At 64.0% G+C, this 17605-nt stretch carries 15 protein-coding genes; 8 read left to right on the plus strand and 7 right to left on the minus strand.

Annotation, left to right across the window (positions count from 1 at the left end):
* Window positions 1–199: 199 nt before the first annotated feature.
* Entirely contained in the window at window positions 200–2158 is a 1959-nt protein-coding gene (acs, locus tag BGN91_RS14025) for an acetate--CoA ligase (RefSeq protein WP_292614119.1), read from the plus strand.
* A gap of 208 nt (window positions 2159–2366) precedes the next feature.
* On the opposite strand, the gene BGN91_RS14030 is transcribed toward acs, so the two are convergent.
* Window positions 2367–2993, minus strand: a complete 627-nt coding sequence (locus tag BGN91_RS14030) for a helix-turn-helix transcriptional regulator (protein ID WP_292614151.1) — start codon at window positions 2991–2993, stop codon at window positions 2367–2369.
* A 231-nt stretch (window positions 2994–3224) separates the two neighbouring features.
* Between BGN91_RS14030 and BGN91_RS14035 the strand changes: the two genes are divergently transcribed.
* Complete coding sequence (locus tag BGN91_RS14035) at window positions 3225–3569, plus strand: DUF952 domain-containing protein (protein WP_292614121.1); 345 nt, start codon at window positions 3225–3227, stop codon at window positions 3567–3569.
* Window positions 3566–4660, plus strand: a complete 1095-nt coding sequence (locus tag BGN91_RS14040; RefSeq protein WP_292614123.1) for a quinone-dependent dihydroorotate dehydrogenase — start codon at window positions 3566–3568, stop codon at window positions 4658–4660. Before BGN91_RS14035 ends, BGN91_RS14040 begins: the two co-directional genes overlap by 4 nt.
* An 89-nt stretch (window positions 4661–4749) precedes the next feature.
* Here the strand turns inward: BGN91_RS14040 and BGN91_RS14045 are convergent, their stop codons facing one another.
* The 6 genes from BGN91_RS14045 to BGN91_RS14070 form a co-directional block, all read right to left on the minus strand.
* Complete coding sequence (locus BGN91_RS14045; protein WP_292614125.1) at window positions 4750–5052, minus strand: DUF6460 domain-containing protein; 303 nt, start codon at window positions 5050–5052, stop codon at window positions 4750–4752.
* A 147-nt stretch (window positions 5053–5199) separates the two neighbouring features.
* Window positions 5200–6921 (minus strand): cisplatin damage response ATP-dependent DNA ligase, encoded by a 1722-nt coding sequence (locus BGN91_RS14050; protein WP_292614127.1) that lies wholly within the window; start codon window positions 6919–6921, stop codon window positions 5200–5202.
* Window positions 6918–7964 carry a ligase-associated DNA damage response exonuclease gene (locus BGN91_RS14055; protein WP_292614129.1) on the minus strand — a complete coding sequence of 349 codons (1047 nt, stop codon included), beginning with the start codon at window positions 7962–7964 and terminating at the stop codon, window positions 6918–6920. Before BGN91_RS14055 ends, BGN91_RS14050 begins: the two co-directional genes overlap by 4 nt.
* 152 nt (window positions 7965–8116) lie before the next feature.
* Complete coding sequence (locus tag BGN91_RS14060; protein ID WP_292614131.1) at window positions 8117–8908, minus strand: Bax inhibitor-1/YccA family protein; 792 nt, start codon at window positions 8906–8908, stop codon at window positions 8117–8119.
* Between the two features lie 310 nt (window positions 8909–9218).
* Window positions 9219–11762 carry an FtsX-like permease family protein gene (locus BGN91_RS14065; RefSeq protein ID WP_292614133.1) on the minus strand — a complete coding sequence of 848 codons (2544 nt, stop codon included), beginning with the start codon at window positions 11760–11762 and terminating at the stop codon, window positions 9219–9221.
* Window positions 11763–11847: 85 nt separating this feature from the next.
* The gene (locus tag BGN91_RS14070) at window positions 11848–12570 is read right to left on the minus strand and encodes an ABC transporter ATP-binding protein (protein ID WP_292614136.1); all 723 of its coding nucleotides are present in this window, start codon (window positions 12568–12570) and stop codon (window positions 11848–11850) included.
* Between BGN91_RS14070 and BGN91_RS14075 the strand changes: the two genes are divergently transcribed.
* From BGN91_RS14075 to sucC, 5 genes are all read left to right on the plus strand, one after another.
* Entirely contained in the window at window positions 12569–13255 is a 687-nt protein-coding gene (locus BGN91_RS14075) for an arylesterase (RefSeq protein ID WP_292614138.1), read from the plus strand. The genes BGN91_RS14070 and BGN91_RS14075 overlap by 2 nt on opposite strands.
* Before the next feature lie 128 nt (window positions 13256–13383).
* The gene (thpR, locus tag BGN91_RS14080; protein WP_292614140.1) at window positions 13384–13920 is read left to right on the plus strand and encodes an RNA 2',3'-cyclic phosphodiesterase; all 537 of its coding nucleotides are present in this window, start codon (window positions 13384–13386) and stop codon (window positions 13918–13920) included.
* Between the two features lie 73 nt (window positions 13921–13993).
* Window positions 13994–15178, plus strand: coding sequence for a cell division protein ZapE (zapE, locus tag BGN91_RS14085; RefSeq protein WP_292614142.1), 1185 nt, complete (start codon window positions 13994–13996; stop codon window positions 15176–15178).
* Window positions 15179–15325: 147 nt separating this feature from the next.
* A complete protein-coding gene (gene mdh, locus BGN91_RS14090; protein ID WP_292614145.1) occupies window positions 15326–16294 on the plus strand; it encodes a malate dehydrogenase in 969 nt (322 codons plus the stop codon).
* 143 nt (window positions 16295–16437) lie between these two features.
* On the plus strand, window positions 16438–17605 hold a 1168-nt coding region (gene sucC, locus BGN91_RS14095), incomplete at its 3' end, for an ADP-forming succinate--CoA ligase subunit beta (protein ID WP_292614147.1).

Here is a 17605-nt window from a genome sequence, read left to right on the forward strand (position 1 = left end):
CACATCCTTGATTTCCTTCAAATCGCTGCGCGCGTCTGAATACTATAACCGCAGAATCGTCCCGCCGCGACAAACCGTGCGATCCCGACCAAGGTGGCACGCCCTTGCCCCTTGCCGAGCCAGAGGGCTGCGACGCATAATACCTTCAAGAACTAAGCAGAACTTGGCGCAAATGCGCGGAGTTTGAGTGGAGGGACAGATGTCCGACAAAGTTTATGAGGTAAGCGCGGATTGGGCCAAGCGGGCCTGGATCGACGACGCCAAATATCGCGAGATGTATGCGCGCTCGGTCAAGGATCCGAACGGTTTCTGGTCCGAGGCGGCCAGTCGCGTGGATTGGATCAAGCCGTTCACCAAGGTCGAGAACACCTCGTTCGAGCTCGGCAAGGTGTCGATCAAATGGTTCGAGGACGGCGTGCTCAACGCGGCTTACAACTGCATCGACCGGCATCTGGAAAAACGCGGCGACCAGACCGCGATCATCTGGGAAGGCGACGATCCCTCGCAGTCGAAGCACATCACCTATCGCCAATTGCACGACGAAGTCTGCAAGATGGCCAACATCCTCAGACTGCGCAACGTCAAGAAAGGCGATCGCGTCACCATCTACCTGCCGATGATTCCGGAAGCCGCCTACGCGATTCTCGCCTGCGCGCGGATCGGCGCGATCCATTCGGTGGTGTTCGGCGGCTTCTCGCCGGATTCCATCGCCGGCCGTCTGCGCGATTGCAAATCCCGCGTGGTCATCACCTCCGACGAGGGCCTGCGCGGCGGACGCACCATCGCGATGAAGGCCAACGTCGACGCCGCGATCGAGAAGGTCAACGGCGAGGTCGACTGGGTGATCGTCGTCAAGCGCACCGGCGGCCAGGTCAACATGGATCCGACGCGCGACGTCTGGTACCACGAGGCCGCGGCCGTTGTCGAAAGCGAATGCCCGTGCGAGCCGATGAGCGCGGAAGACCCGCTGTTCATTCTCTACACGTCGGGTTCGACCGGACAGCCCAAGGGCGTGCTGCACACCACCGCGGGCTATCTGATCTTCGTGTCGATGACGCACCAGTACGTGTTCGACTATCACGACGGCGACATCTACTGGTGCACCGCCGACGTCGGTTGGGTCACCGGCCACAGCTACATTCTTTACGGACCGCTGGCGAACGGCGCGACCACGATGATGTTCGAGGGCGTGCCGAACTATCCGGACAATTCGCGGTTCTGGAACGTGATCGACAAGCACAAGGTCAACATCTTCTACACCGCGCCGACCGCGATCCGCGCCCTGATGCAGGCGGGCGACGACCCCGTGAAGAAGACCTCGCGCGCGAGCCTGCGGCTGCTCGGCTCGGTCGGCGAGCCGATCAATCCGGAAGGCTGGGAATGGGACCATCGCGTGGTCGGCGACAGCCGCTGCCCGGTGGTCGATACCTGGTGGCAGACCGAGACCGGCGGCATCATGATCTCGGCGCTGCCCGGCGCGATCGCGCAGAAGCCGGGCTCGGCGACCAAGCCGTTCTTCGGAATCGTTCCCGAGATCGTCGATGCCGAGGGCAAGGTGCTGGAAGGCGAATGCAGCGGCAATCTGTGCATCGCGCGATCCTGGCCGGGTCAGGTGCGTACGGTCTATGGCGACCACGCCCGCTTCGAGCAGACTTACTTTTCCTCCTACAAGGGCAAGTATTTCTCCGGCGACGGCTGCCGCCGCGACGCCGACGGCTATTACTGGATCACCGGCCGCGTCGATGACGTCATCAACGTCTCCGGCCACCGCATGGGCACCGCGGAAGTCGAAAGCTCGCTGGTTGCGCATGAGAGCGTGTCGGAAGCCGCCGTGGTCGGCTATCCCCACAACATCAAGGGCCAGGGCATCTATGCCTATGTCACGCTGATGGCGGGCGTGGAGCCGAGCGAGACGCTGCGCAAGGAACTGGTCGCCTGGGTGCGCAAGGACATCGGCCCGATCGCTTCCCCCGACCTGATCCAGTTCGCGCCGGGCCTGCCCAAAACCCGCTCCGGCAAGATCATGCGCCGCATCCTGCGCAAGATCGCCGAGGACGAGCCGTCGAGCCTCGGCGACACCACGACGCTGGCGGATCCCGGCGTCGTGACCGATCTCGTCAAGAATCGTCAGAACAAGAAGGATGGCGCCGCGGCGTAGGTTTAGAGCAATTTACATTTAGACGGAAACGGATCGCGGGGCACAGCGGACTCCCTCTCCCATTGGGAGAGGGTTGGGGTGAGGGAATCCGACGTCTCGATGCTGAATTCCCCCTCACCCGGCACTCCGTGCCGACCTCTCCCCGGCGGGGAGAGGTGAAGGTGGTCGGGTTAGGGCTGCTTTGACCAAAATCATCTCTCTCTCCCGATCACTGGCTCGCCCAGACGATCCGGGCGATCCATTCCACGTCGGATGCGGCCAGCGTGCGATTGGCGTGGCTCGGATTGAGCGACTGCAGTTCGATCATCTTCGCGGTGCGGCGCTTGAGCTCCTTCACCATCACCTCGCCGTCCCTGGTCTTCACCACCACGCGGTCGCCGCGCCGGATCGGCGTCCCCGGCGAGACCACGATGACGTCGCCGTCGCGATAGGCCGGCTTCATCGAGTCGCCGGATATCTCCAGCGCATAGGCGTGCTCGTCGTTGACGCAGGGAAGACCCACCTCGTCCCAGCCCTTGCCGACAGGAAAGCCTCCATCGTCGAAATAGCCGCCGGCCCCCGCCTCTGCGAAGCCGAGCAGCGGCACGGCCTGCGCGGCGCGCGCCGTATCCTCGATGAACTGCACGAATGTGTCGATCGCGGTATCGGTGGCGGCGAGCGCCTTGGCGACCGACTCGGTTGATGGCCACCGCTCGCGGCCATCACTGGTGACGCGTTTGGATTTGTTGAAGGTGGTCGGGTCGAGCCCGGCCCTTCTCGCAAGGCCCGATGGCGACAGACCGGCGCGCTCCGCGAGACGATCCAACGCCGACCAGATCTGGGCGTGTGTCAGCATGGCCATGTGGCGCGTCCTGATTTCGCTCATCGGAGCGATGAATTCTGTCTCCAGCTAGGAATTATTACCTCAGTTGATGCAGACCCGCAATGCGTTGCGGACAAAATGCGGCTCTTGAAGTGCGGGCGGGCCACCGATACGGTCACGCTTGATCCGCTGCAATTTAAGCGAGCGGAAACAAGATCATGCGCTTTTCAGTATCGTGGAGCGCAATGCGGGCTCGGGAAACGCGTGCGAACGATCTACAAAATCTGCCCTGCTTCGGCCTGGCGGGAGGCCGAGCGGCACGGCGTTTTTCGCGGCAGCGCCGATGACTTGCGCGACGGCTTCATCCATTTTTCCGCCGCGTCCCAGGTCGAAGGCACGGCCCGCAAACATTTCGTTGGCCAGACCGGACTGCTCCTGGTCGCGATCGATGCAGATGGACTGGGCGACGCGCTGCGCTGGGAAGTCTCGCGCGGAGGCGAGCTGTTTCCGCATCTCTATGGCGAGCTCGATCTCCGCCACGTCACGGCGGTGCAGGACATGCCCGCACGGCCGGACGGATATCACGAGATTCCGGAGCTTGCGTCGTGATCCGCGCCTTCGACAATTTCTCGCTGCCGCTGTTGCGCTGGTTCGATCCCGAGGACGCCCATCGCATGGCGATGCAGGGACTGCGGCTGCTGCCGCCGATACGGCAGCGTGCCGACGATCCGAAACTCGCGGTTCGCGCCTTCGGCTTGAATTTTCCCAATCCGATCGGCATGGCCGCCGGCTTCGACAAAAACGCCGAGGTCCCTGACGCGCTGCTGAAACTGGGCTTCGGCTTCGTCGAGGTCGGTACCGTGACGCCGCGGCCGCAGCCCGGCAATCCGCGCCCGCGCGTGTTCCGGCTCGAACGCGACGAGGGCGTGATCAACCGAATGGGATTCAACAATGACGGCGCCCATGTCGTGCTGCGCCGGCTGGCGGCCCGCGCGCATGCCGGCGGCATCATCGGAGTCAACATCGGCGCCAACAAGGATTCGGCCAATCGCGTCGCCGATTACGTCAGGCTGATCGAAATCTTTGCGCCGGTGGCGAGCTACTTCACCGTCAACGTATCGTCGCCCAATACGCCGGGCCTGCGCAACTTGCAGCAGGCGGACGCGCTCAACGAGTTGCTGGCGAAGGTGATCGACGCCCGCGAACGGGTCCGTCAGAATGCCGGCGATACGCCGGTGCTGCTCAAGATCGCACCCGACCTGACGCTGGCAGAACTCGACGACGTCGTTCAGATCGCGCGCTCGCGCCGTATCGACGGCATGATCGTCGGCAACACCACGCTGGCGCGGCCATCGAGCTTGCGCGATCAATTGCGCGCGAAAGAACAGGGCGGGTTGTCGGGGCGGCCGCTGTTCCGGCTGTCGACCCGGATGGTGGCCGAGACCTATGTGCGCACCGAGGGCGCATTTCCGCTGATCGGGGTCGGCGGCATCGACTCCGGCGGCGCAGCGCTGACCAAGATGCGCGCCGGCGCCACCCTGATCCAGCTTTATTCCTCGCTGGTCTACAAGGGATTGGGCCTGGTCGATGACATCAAGCGCGATCTGATGTCGACGCTGCTGCGGACGGGGCGCGACTCGCTGTCGGAAATCGTCGGCGCGGATGCCGCGGCGATCACGGCGGAAGACTGGCCGGCTTAAGCCTTACTCTTATTGATCGAGCACGATCTTGTCCGAAAACCGGCTCCCGCCCGGGATCAGGTCCGGGGCAGGCTCCTTGGGATCATGCTCTAACGCCCGCGCGGCGCGCCGAACACCCGCGACAACAGCCAGATCGGAACCACGACGACGGCGCCAAGCAGGAAGTAGCGCCACAATCCGTTGATGGCGTCGAAACCGAGATTCCAGACGCGTTCGACCAGCAGGCGGATGCTTTGCACGATATTCCAGGGGTCGAAACCGATCGCAGCGAGCATCACGCCGACCAGTGTCGACAGCAGGATCAGGCGAAACGCGACCCCCAGTGGCGAGCCCCCCAGGAAACGAGACAGGCTGTCGTTGTCGGCCGGAAATTTCCGGGTGTCGTTCGGCATCGTGACCCTCCTGCGGGATTCGACGCCCGCGCATGTCGCAGCATAGCCCAAAAAAACCGCGTGATGCAGATGGGGAACCGCCGTTTCCCCGTCAATGGTCCCAGTGCGCGATCGGCAAAGTGGATGCCGGTGGCGTCCGACCCGCGTTCATGCGGATCGAGCCGCTGCAGCGGAAGCGAGCATCCGCTCCAGCGTCTCCAGCCGGTCGGCTTCGCGCGGCGGCTTGTCCCAGCGCAGGCGGCTGATGCGGGGAAAGCGCATCGCCACGCCCGACCTGTGCCGTGCCGACCGCTGCAATCCCTCGAAGGCGACTTCCAGCACCAGCCCCCGATCCGGCTCATGCACGACGTGGCGCACCGGGCCGAAGCTCTCGGTGGTGTTGCGACGGACGAAGCGATCGATCCGCAGCAGTTCCTCGTCGGTGAAGCCGAAATAGGCCTTGCCGACCGGCACCAGTTGCTCGTTTCCATCGGCCTCGGTCCAGACTCCGAAGGTATAGTCGGAGTAATAGGAGGAGCGCTTGCCGTGGCCGCGCTGCGCGTACATCAACACCGCGTCGATGACATGCGGATCGCGTTTCCATTTCCACCACAGGCCCTTGGGACGTCCCGGCAGATACGGCGCGTCACGGCGCTTCAGCATGATGCCTTCGACCGCGTCGGCGTCGGTTCCCGCCGCGGCCGGATCGGCGCGGGCTGCCGCGAGTTCGCCCCATGTGGCGAAGGGCACCTGCGGCGACAGGTCGATACGCGGATCGTCAAGCGCTGCGATGAAATCAACCAGCCGCCGCCGCCGGTCGTCAAACGGCAACTCGCGCAGATCGTTGTCGCCGTCGTCGAGCAGATCGTAGGCGCGCAGGTGGATGGGAAATTCCTTCATCAGCCTGGGCGTCACGGTCTTGCGGTTCAGCCTCTGCTGCAGGACGTTGAACGATTGCACCCGCCCCTCGCGCACCACCAGCAACTCGCCGTCGATGGCGAACGCTTGATGCCGAAAAGTGCGAAGCGGTTTTCGGGAATCATCAAGTGTCACTTCTGAAGATTCCTGCAACCTCAGCGAGGGCAGCAAATCCGGAAAGCCGCTCGTGATGTCCTCGCCGGTGCGCGAATAAAGCCGGCTCGCGTCGTTGCCATGCTCGTCGCAGCCGCCGACGGCCTGCACGCGGATGCCGTCCCATTTCCACTCGGCCGTGAAATCGGATGCATCCAGCCGCGCAAAGTCGGCGTCCTCGATCGCGTGCGCCAGCATCACCGGCCGGAACGGCGCGGGGATGCGGTTGACCGGTTTTTCGGCGCGGCCTTCGAGCCATGCGAACAGATCGAGATATGGCGGCGCGAGACCTGGCCAGATCAGTTCGACATCGTGCGTATCTTTATCGCCGAGCGCCGCCGCGGCGGTCTTGGCGAGCCGCGCGGACACGCCGATCCGCATCGCGCCGGTGACGAGTTTCAAGAGCGCCCAGCGACCGATTTCGTCCAACTCGTCGAGCCAGCGGGCGAGCTGCGCCGGCAGTTCGGCCTTGCCGAGGGTGCGCAGCGTGGTGACGACATCGGTGAGCGTGGGCGGCGGCGGTTTGCCGTCGTGCTCGCGCATCAGCGCCGAGGGCCACATCAGCGCCACCGTTTCGGAGAGATCGCCGACGTAATCGTAGGACAAGGCGAACAACACCGGGTCGGCGCGCGCGGCGATCAGACCACGGACAAGAGCGGGCTTGGCGTGCTTGAACGACAATGCGCCGGTCAGCGCAGCCAGCGCGTAGCCGCGATCCGGATCCGGCGTCTCGCGAAAATATGCGGTGATCAGCCGCAGTTTGTTATTGCGGCCGGGTTCGTAGGCAAGACGGTCGAGCAGTTCGGCGAAACGGTTCATGAGCCGCCCTCCTCGCCCAACGCCGCCGCATCATCCTCCTCGCTGTCCTCGTCGCCGTAGCCGACCAGCGCGAGCGGGCGCGCGACGAGCCCTTGCGTCGTGCACCAATGCACCAGCGCGTCTTCCTGGCCGTGCGTCACCCAGATTTCGCCTGCCCCTGTCGCCGCGATGGTGCGGGTCAGGCCGTCCCAATCGGCATGATCGGAAATAACCAGCGGCAGTTCGACGCCGCGCTGCCGCGCCCGCGCGCGAAGGCGCATCCAGCCGGACGCAAACGCCGTCACCGGATCGGGAAAGCGCCGCGTCCACAGATCCGCGATCGCCGTAGGCGGCGCCAGCGTGACGGTGCCCGCAAGATCGGCCTTCTTCATTCCCCTGGCCGGCCGCAATTCGCCAAGCGCGATACCGCGGCTTTGATAATACTGCGTGACCTTCGCCATCGCGCCATGCAGATAGATCGGCGTGCCGTAGCCGGCTTCGCGGATCAGCGCGATCACGCGTTGCGCCTTGCCGAGCGAATAAGCGCCGACGAGATGCGCGCGATCGGGAAACAGCGCGACCGAAGCCAGCAGCTTGTCCACTTCACACGCCGCATCGCCATGACGGAACACCGGCAGCCCGAACGTCGCCTCGGTGATGAAGACATCGCACGGCACCACCTCGAACGGGGTGCAGGTCGGATCGCGGACATCCTTGTAGTCGCCCGAGGCGACGATCCGGACACCGCCATGCGTGACCGCGACCTGCGCCGAGCCGAGCACGTGGCCTGCGGGATGGAATTTGATCGAGACCCCGCCGAGCCGAATTTCTTCGCCGTAGGAAATCGCCTGCGTGGCGCCGGCGAAACCATCGCCGTAGCGCAGCCGCATGATATCGAGCGTTTCCTGCGTCGCCAGCACCGCGCCGTGACCGGGTCGGGCATGATCGGAATGGCCATGGGTGATGACCGCGCGGTCCACAGGGCGCACCGGATCGATATGGAAGCCGCCGGGCTTGCAACACAATCCGGCGGCGACGGGCATCAGGATGTCTTGCGGACGCATGGCGGGCATATAAGCAGCCGCACGTGTCGTTCGAGTCCGGGCGCTTCGACGATAGCCCGCGCAACGAAAAAGCCCCGGCCTTGGCCGGGGCTTCACGTATCAGATCGTCTAGCTATTCACCAAAACCGGACGACCGCTTTTCGAGGCTGTTCCTATTCGCGCTGTCCGAGCAACTGCAGCAGCAGCGTGAACAGGTTGATGAAGTTCAGGTAGAGCGACAGCGCACCGGTGATCGCCGCGCGCTCCGCGATCTCGCCGCCCTGCGAGGCGTAGCCGTAGATGTAATCGTTCTTCAGACGCTGGGTGTCGTAGGCGGTCAGACCCGCGAACACCAGCACACCGACCACCGACACCACGAACTGCAATGCCGAGCTTGCGATGAAGAGGTTCACCAGACTTGCGATGATGACGCCGAACAGGCCCATGATCAGGAACGAGCCCATGCCGCTCATGTCACGCTTGGTGGTGTAGCCGAACAGGCTCAGCGCGCCGAACGAGGCCGCGGTGATGAAGAAAACCCGAACGATCGAGGTGTGCGTATACACCAGGAAGATCGACGACAGCGAAATGCCCATCAATGCCGAGAACGCCCAGAACAGCATCTGCGCGGTCGCGGGCTTGAGCCGGTTGATGCCGAAGGAGATGGCGAAGACCATCGCCAGCGGCGCGAGGATGAACACCCACTTCAAGGGGCTCACGAACATCGCGTAACCGAACGGCGTCAGATAGGCGCTGCCGATCCTGGCCGCGGCGCCCGACGGATCGCCGGTCACGGCCGCCATGTAGACGCCGAGCGCGGCCAGGCCGGTGATGGCGAGACCGATCGACATGTAGTTGTAGATCTTGAGCATATAGGACCGAAGACCGGCGTCGACGGCCGCGGTATCAACGCGCCCGGCGGCCCGGCCAAACGGGGAGGTATAGTTACGGTCTAAGTCCGACATGGTCGAATTCCCGTGGTTGTCTGACGCCGCAAATGATTTACGCGCCAGTTCGAATTCTGTCTCGGATACGTCGGTCTGCGAATGTTAATTTTTCGTCATCAGGCCAGCGTCCGACCCAAGCTGTATGTGGGAAACTAACACGATCGGCGCAAGCTTCCATGCGCGGCTGAATGTCGCCCTCCGGACAGGCACTTGGCTTCTCCCGGGCCAGAGCGATGCGCCAAAAGCATCAAGTCCGCAAGGGGATCGATGGTCCCCTCCCCGTCGCTGCATCATGGATCCCGACCGCCGCGATGCCTGCTACATATTGTCATAAATGGCGGAGCACGCCGGCCGGTTTCTGGTTCAGCGCCATCAGCGTGCCGGCCAGTCCCAGCGCGACGGTGACAAGCAGCGCAGCGGCGACCACCAGGGCCGCGCTGCCCGCCTGCCACTCGAAACCGAGCGTCATCAGCCGCGTCACGATCAGCCACGCCGCGACCGAACCGGCGGCCACGCCGAACACGGCGGTAGCCGCGCCGAGCATCAGATACTCCAGGGTGTAGGCGCCGAGCAGCCGCAACCGGGTGGCGCCGAGGGTTTTCAGGATCACAGCATCGTAGACGCGATGGCGATGGCCCGCGGCCAGCGCGCCGCCGAGGACGAGAATCGCCGAAATCAGGGTGACGGCGCTGGCGCCGCGGATCGCCAGCACCAGGTTGGTGACGACAGTTCCGATGGTTTCCAGAGCTTCGCGGACCCGCACGCTGGTCACCATCGGAAAGGCGCCGGCAACAGCCTTGACGATGGCGGCGTCTTCGACAGCGCCATCATGCGTCTCGGTCAGGGTCGCGATATGGGTGTGGGGCGCGCCGCGAAAAGCGTTGGGCGAGAACACCAAGACGAAATTGATGCCGAGGCTCTGCCAGTCCACGCTTCGCATGTTGCTGATGGTGGCCGTGACGTCGCGACCAAGCACGTTCACGACGACGGCATCACCGAGCTTGAGCCCCAGTCCGTCGGCGAGCTTCTTCTCGAACGACACAAGCGGCGGCCCGTCATAGTCCGGTCCCCACCATTGCCCCTCGACCACCTTCGACCCCTTCGGAACCTCGCCGGTATAGGTCAGGCCGCGGTCGCTCTGCAGCACCCATTCGGCTTCGCGGGAGGGTTTCAGGTTCTCGGCTCTGACGCCGCGCGCCGCGACGATGCGTCCGCGCAGCATCGGGACATCTTCCACCGTCGCTTGCGGAACCTGCTGCTTGAGAAACGCGGTAAACCGCTCCGATACCGATGACGGAATGTCGATGAAAAAAAACGTCGGCGCGCGCTCCGGCAATGCGGCCAGGAACTGACGGCGCAGATTGCCGTCGATCTGGGTGATCGTGACCAGCACGGCAAGGCCGAGCCCGAGCGAAAGCACCACCGAGGGCGTCAGCGTTCCCGGACGATGGATGTTCGCGACCGCAAGCCGCACCGTGGTGATTCGCGATCGCGGCAGCCTGCGCGCCAGCGCCATCAGGGCAGAGGCAATGCCGCGCAACAACGCGAACACCAGCGCCGACGCCGCCACGAACACCAAAGCCACGCGCTTGTCGTAGGCAAGACCGATCGCGATCCCGATCAGGAGCGCAATCATGAGCGCCATCCAGACCAGGTAGCTCGTCTGCGGGCGGCGACCTTCGTCGGCCACTGCGTCCCGAAACAGCGCCGCGACCGGAACGTCATGAACCCGCGCCAGCGGCCACATGCCGAAGGCCAGCGCCGTCAACAGGCCGTACACCGCCGACAACGCCAACACCTCGGGATGCAATGCCGGGACCACCGGCAGCGGCAGGAGATGACCGAAGGCGCCGACGACGGCAAAGGGCAGCGCCGCGCCAACGGCCAGACCGGCAAGCGATCCGAGAGCGGCCAGCACCATGACCTGCGTCAGATAGATCGCAAACACATCACGTCCGGTCGCGCCCAGCGCCTTGAATGTCGCGATGACGTCGCGGCGGCGATCGACGTGGCTCTTGACGGCATTTCCGACGCCGACGCCTCCGACCAGTAGGGCAGCAAGACCGACCAGAGTCAGATACTGCGTGAATCGCGAAATGGTCCGCTCCAGTTGCGGCGACGCATTGTTGCGGCTGCGGATGTTCCAGCCCGCCTCCGGCAGCGCCACTCGCGCATCGTCGGCCAGCGCCGACGCTGCGCCGTCGTCCGCGCCATTGTCGGCAAGCCGTACCCGATAAGTCCAGCGCACCAGGCTGCCGGGCTGCAGCAAGGCGGTGGCGCGCAAGCCATCGATGCTGGCGAGGAAGCGGGGGCCCAACCCAAGACCGCCCGCCAGCTTGTCGGGCTCGGCATCCACCGCGCTGCGGATTTCAAAGGTAGCGCTGCCGATCGTGACGCGATCGCCGACCTTGAGATCGAGCCGCGCCAGCAGCGCCGGATCGACGGCCGCGCCGAACACGCCGTCGCGCTCAGCGAGCAGATCGGCCATCGGAACGTTCGGCTCAAGCGTCAGCGCTCCGAGCATGGGATAGGCCCGGTCGACCGCCTTGAATTCGACAAGCGCCGGCTTGCCGTTCGGCGCACGCGCCATCGCGCGCAGCGTCGCCGCCACAGACACCTCTCCTCGGGCACGCAGGAATGCGATCTCCTCCGGCTTCGCCTCGCGCTGGATCAGCGAAAAGGCGACATCGCCGCCAAGCAGCGTGCGGCCCTCTCGCGCCAGCCCCTCCGACAGACTCGACGCCATCGAGCCAACGCCGGCGATCGCCATGACGCCGAGCGCAATGCAGGCGATGAAAACATAAAAGCCGCGCAAGCCGCTGCGCAATTCGCGCAAGGCCAGACGGAGGGGAAGAAACGGCATGCGAGTCATTTATGTCTACTTCGTCATTCCGGGGCGCAAACGACGTTCGCGAACCGGAAATGACAGATGATTGTCCGAAACAACGGATGATGGGTCACTGCGCCGCTCCGTCGATACGCCCCGAGCGCAGCCGCACCACGCGATCGCAGCGTTGCGCGAGCGCGTTGTCGTGGGTGACCAGCACCAGCGTCATGCCGCGCTCGGCATGCTTGGCGAAAAGCAGATCGACGATCTGCTGACCGGTCGCCTCGTCCAGATTGCCGGTCGGCTCGTCGGCGACGAGTATAGCCGGATCCGGCGCGAACGCCCGCGCCAGCGCCACGCGCTGCTGTTCGCCGCCGGACAACTGCGCCGGATAATGATGCTGCCGTTCACCGAGGCCCACGGCCTCCAGTTCGCGCGCCGCGCGCGCCGATGCGTCGGGCGCGCCCGCAAGCTCGAGCGGCACCGCGACGTTCTCGAGCGCCGTCATGGTCGGGATCAGATGAAATGACTGGAACACGATGCCGACGTGACGGCCGCGAAAACGCGCGAGGGCGTCCTCGTCGAGAGCATTGAATCGGGCGCCATCGACCACCACCTCTCCGCTGTCAGGACGTTCAAGCCCGGCCAGCACCATGAGAAGCGTGGATTTGCCCGACCCCGACGGGCCGATCAGGCCGACAGCTTCGGCGCGGCCAATGCGGAGATTGATGTCCTTGAGGATATGGACCCGCGCCGCTCCGCTGCCGAGCGTGAGATTGACATTGGCGATGGTGATGGCATCCGGAACTTCGGAATAACCGGCCGGCGACGAGCGTTCAATGAGACTATCCATGCGAAAGTCATATGGGACTTCCTTTCCAGCAGTCGAGTGGCTGAGATGCACGTTTGCGTGGCTGGCGCTGAGCGTGCTGTTCACAACGTCCGCATTCGCCCAGGCCCCGCCCGCCGGCACGATCAAGCTCGTCGTGCTCGGCGACTCCTTGAGCGCCGGCCTCGGCCTGCCGGCCGCCGACGCATTTCCGGCGCAATTGGAAAAGGCATTGCAAAACAAAGGGCTGATCGTCGCGATCAACAATGCGGGCGTTTCCGGCGACACCGCCTCCGGCGGACTCGACCGGCTCGACTGGTCGGTGCCTGCCGACACTCAGGGCGTGATTCTCGAACTGGGCGCGAACGATGCGCTCCGCGGCCTCGATCCCAAGGTGACGCGCGGCGCGCTGGAAAACATCCTGAAGCGCCTGAAGGCGCGCGGTATCGCGGTCCTGTTGTGCGGGATGGTCGCGCCGCCGAACTACGGCGCCGAATACGCCGCGCAGTTCAACACGATCTTTCCCGATCTCGCCAGGACATACGACGTGCCGCTCTATCCGTTTTTTCTCGAAGGCGTCGCGACCGACACGAAGCTCAATCAGGCCGACGGCATGCATCCGACCGCCGCCGGCATAGCGGTGATCGTGAAGAATATCATGCCGACGGTTGAGTCCTTCGTCCGCGAGATCTCTGCACAGAAGAAGTGAAAAACCGCGTGCTTCGCACCGTCACAGAACTACGATAAAAGCGGATACGGTGATTCGCCGCCGAAGTGGTTTCGAAGCTCGATTTTCGCCGACTTTCGGAACCTGGCCTCAGCATCGAGGATCTTGCGATGCCGCGTTTGTTCACCGGGCTGGAGATACCGCCCGACGTCTGCCGCATACTGTCCGATCTGCGCGGCGGTCTGCCGGGCGCCCGCTGGATCGATCCCGAAAATTACCATCTCACGCTCCGCTTCATCGGCGATATCGACGGCGCCTCCGCCAACGAAATCGCGTCGGTGCTGCTGCGGGTGAATCGCAAACCGTTCGAGGTGACGCTGCGGGGACTATCGAGTTTCGGCGGTAAAAAACCCCGCGCCGTCGTCGCGTCGGTGGAACCGAGCGGACCGCTGGTCGAATTGCAGGCCGAACTTGAGCGGCTGATGCAGCGCTGCGGGCTCGATCCCGAGAGCCGCAAGTTCAAGCCTCACGTCACGCTGGCGCGCTTGCGCGACGCATCCAACCACGACGTCGCGAACTATCTGTCGGTTAGGGGCTATTTTCCATCCAGAGTATTCACCGCCGAACGTTTCGTGCTGTTTTCCTCGCGTGCCTCGGTCGGCGGCGGACCCTATGTGGTGGAGGATTCCTACGCGCTCAGCCCGTAACCGTCCGACCCGCAAGGTTCTTCAACCAATTCACGACTTGCATTTCGGCTGACATGGAGGGGTAAGCTGTCCGATGCTTTCGACCTCGCCCACGCTGTTCCGCGATCACTATCAGGATCTCGTCGCATCGGGCGCGATCGAGGCGGACCCCGCGCAGGCGCGGGTGGCGGAAGCTCTCGCCGCACTGGACGAGCGGCTCATGGCCTACAAGCCGGCCGGCAAAGGCGGCTTTCTCGACAAGCTGTTCCATCCCGACCACGCACCTCCTCCGAAGGGACTTTATATTTACGGCGACGTCGGGCGCGGCAAGTCCATGCTGATGGACCTGTTCTTCCATGAGAGCGCGGTCACGCACAAGCGCCGCGTCCATTTTCATGAATTTATGGCCAACGTTCACGAGCGCATCTTCGCCTTTCGCCAGAGCATCGCGCGCGGCGAAATAGCCGACGCCGATGTCATTCAACTCACCGCGGCCGCGATCTTCGATGAAGCGTGGCTTTTGTGCTTCGACGAATTCCACGTCACCGATATCGCCGACGCCATGATCCTCGGCCGCCTGTTCGCGCGCCTGTTCGAACTCGGCACGGTGGTGGTGGCGACATCGAACGTCCCTCCCGAGGACCTCTATGAAGGCGGCCTCAACCGCGTGCTGTTCCTGCCGTTCATCGAGCAGATCGAGGAGCGCATGGATATCCTGCGCCTCGATGCACGCACCGACTTCCGCATGGAAAAGCTGGCGGGCGTCACGATGTGGCTGACGCCCGCCGACGCCAAAGCCGAAGCGACGCTCGACAAGGGTTGGGCGCTCATGACCGGCGGCTCGCCGTGCAGACCTCGCGACATCGCCGTCAAAGGCCACACCTTGCGCGTGCCGTGCTCGTCCCACGGCGTTGCCCGGTTTTCCTTCGCCGATCTTTGTGAGCAGCCGCTTGGCGCCTCGGATTATCTGGGGCTCGCGCGGGACTATCATACCCTCATCATCGATCGCATCCCGGTCATGGAGGACGCCGACCGCAACGCCGCCAAGCGGTTCATCGCACTGATCGATACGCTGTACGACAACGGCGTGAAACTGATGGCCTCAAGCGACACCGATCCATTATCGCTCTATCGCGCCACTGAAGGCTTCGAGGCGCACGAATTCAAGCGCACATCCTCGCGCCTGATCGAGATGGGCTCAGAGTCCTACCTGGCCCAGGCCCACGGCCGCGGCAATTCCGCCGCCGGCGGCTCCAGCACCGGACTGGTGGAAACATGACGCGGATTCGCCATCGCTGGCTTCCGGATCCCGGACAGGAGCCGGAATGCACGCTGCACGACTTGAACGGGCCGGGCGAAAGGTCTAACCACGATCGTATCAAGATTTTACTTATCCCGCCTTTTTGCCATCAAAGGATAAACTCCCATGGCGCGCGACAAGATCGCCCTGATCGGCTCCGGTCAGATCGGAGGAACGCTCGCTCATCTGATCGGACTGAAAGAGCTTGGCGATGTCGTGATGTTCGATGTCACGGAAGGCCTTCCGCAGGGCAAATCTCTCGATATCGCACAATCTTCCCCGGTGGACGGGTTCGACGCCAAGCTGACCGGCACCAACTCCTATGATGCACTCGACGGCGCCAAGGTCTGCATCGTCACCGCCGGCGTCCCGCGCAAGCCGGGCATGAGCCGGGACGATCTGCTCGGCATCAATCTCAAGGTGATGGAGCAGGTCGGCGCCGGCATCAGGAAATACGCGCCGGATGCCTTCGTCATCTGCATCACCAATCCGCTCGATGCGATGGTGTGGGCGCTTCAGAAAGCGTCTGGCTTGCCGGCGAAGAAGGTGGTCGGCATGGCAGGCGTGCTGGACTCCTCTCGCTTCCGCTATTTCCTCGCCGACGAATTCGACGTGTCGGTGGAAGACGTCACCGCCTTCGTTCTCGGCGGCCACGGCGACAGCATGGTGCCGCTGGTGAAGTACTCGACCGTGGCCGGCATTCCGCTGCCGGATCTTGTCAAGATGGGCTGGACCTCGCAGGCGCGCATCGACGAGATCGTCGAGCGCACCCGCAACGGCGGCGCGGAAATCGTCAACCTGCTGAAGACCGGCTCGGCGTTCTATGCGCCCGCGGCCTCCGCGATCGCGATGGCGGAAAGTTATTTGCGCGACAAGAAGCGCGTGCTGCCATGCGCCGCCCATCTCAACGGCGAGTTCGGCGTGAAGGACATGTATGTCGGCATACCCGTGGTAATCGGAGCCAGGGGCGTCGAGCGCATTGTCGAGATCGAGCTGACCGGCAAGGATCGCGAGGCCTTCGATGCGTCGGTCGGCAAGGTTCAGGAGCTCGTCGATGCCTGCAAGAAGATCTCGCCCGATCTGCTGAACCGCTGATCGGGCGCGGCCGGCATAAGGCCATCGCGAGGTGACGATCCTTTCGGCTGGTATGTCGCGGATTCATCCGTGACAGACGGAAACAGGTGAAATCGAGAATTTTCGTTGCCAATTGTCACTGCCACGGGTCGGAGACCATCGCGATGAACATCCACGAGTATCAGGCCAAGGCGTTGCTGCGCGAATTCGGCGTGCCGGTCTCGCGCGGGGTGCCAGTGCTGAAGGCGTCGGAAGCCGAGGCGGCGGCGAACACGCTGGGCGGCCCGGTCTGGGTGGTGAAAAGCCAGATTCATGCGGGCGGCCGCGGCAAGGGCAAATTCAAGGAAGCCTCCGCCGGAGACAAGGGCGGCGTCCGCCTCGCCAAATCGGTCGCCGAGGTCGGCGAGTTCGCCAAACAGATGCTCGGGTCCACGCTGGTCACCGCGCAGACCGGAGCCGCCGGCAAGCGGATCAACCGACTCTACATCGAGGAAGGCTCCGACATCGACAAGGAGTTCTATCTCTCGGCGCTGGTCGACCGCGAGACCTCGCGGGTCGCCTTCGTCGTTTCCACCGAGGGCGGCATGAACATCGAGGACGTCGCTCACAAAACGCCCGAGAAAATCGTGACCTTCTCGGTCGACCCCGCTACCGGCATCATGGGGCATCACGGCCGCACCGTCGCCAAGGCGCTTGGCCTGACGGGCGACCTCGCCAAGCAGGCGGACAGGCTGGTCACACAGCTTTATAGCGCCTTCATCGCCAAGGACATGGCGCTTCTGGAGATCAACCCGCTGGTCGTAACCAAGCAGGGCCAGTTGTGCGTGCTCGACGCCAAGGTGTCGTTCGACGACAATGCGATGTTCCGTCATTCCGACGTGCTGGCGCTGCGTGACGAGACCGAGGAAGATCCCAAGGAAATCGAGGCGTCGCGCTTCGATCTGAGCTATGTCGCGCTCGACGGCCAGATCGGCTGCATGGTCAACGGCGCCGGCCTCGCCATGGCGACCATGGACATCATCAAGCTCTACGGCATGAGCCCAGCGAACTTCCTCGACGTCGGCGGCGGCGCCACCAGGGACAAGGTCGCGGCCGCCTTCAAGATCATTACCGCCGATCCGAACGTGAAGGGCATCCTGGTCAACATCTTCGGCGGCATCATGAAATGCGACGTCATTGCCGACGGCGTCGTCGCCGCGGTGAAGCAGGTCGGCCTCAACGTTCCGCTGGTGGTTCGGCTCGAAGGCACCAACGTCGACGCCGGCAAGAAAATCATTCGCGAGTCCGGCCTCAACGTGCTGTCCGCCGACGATCTCGACGATGCCGCGCAGA

It is taken from the genome of Nitrobacter sp. 62-13, assembly GCF_001896955.1.
Lineage (GTDB): Bacteria > Pseudomonadota > Alphaproteobacteria > Rhizobiales > Xanthobacteraceae > Nitrobacter.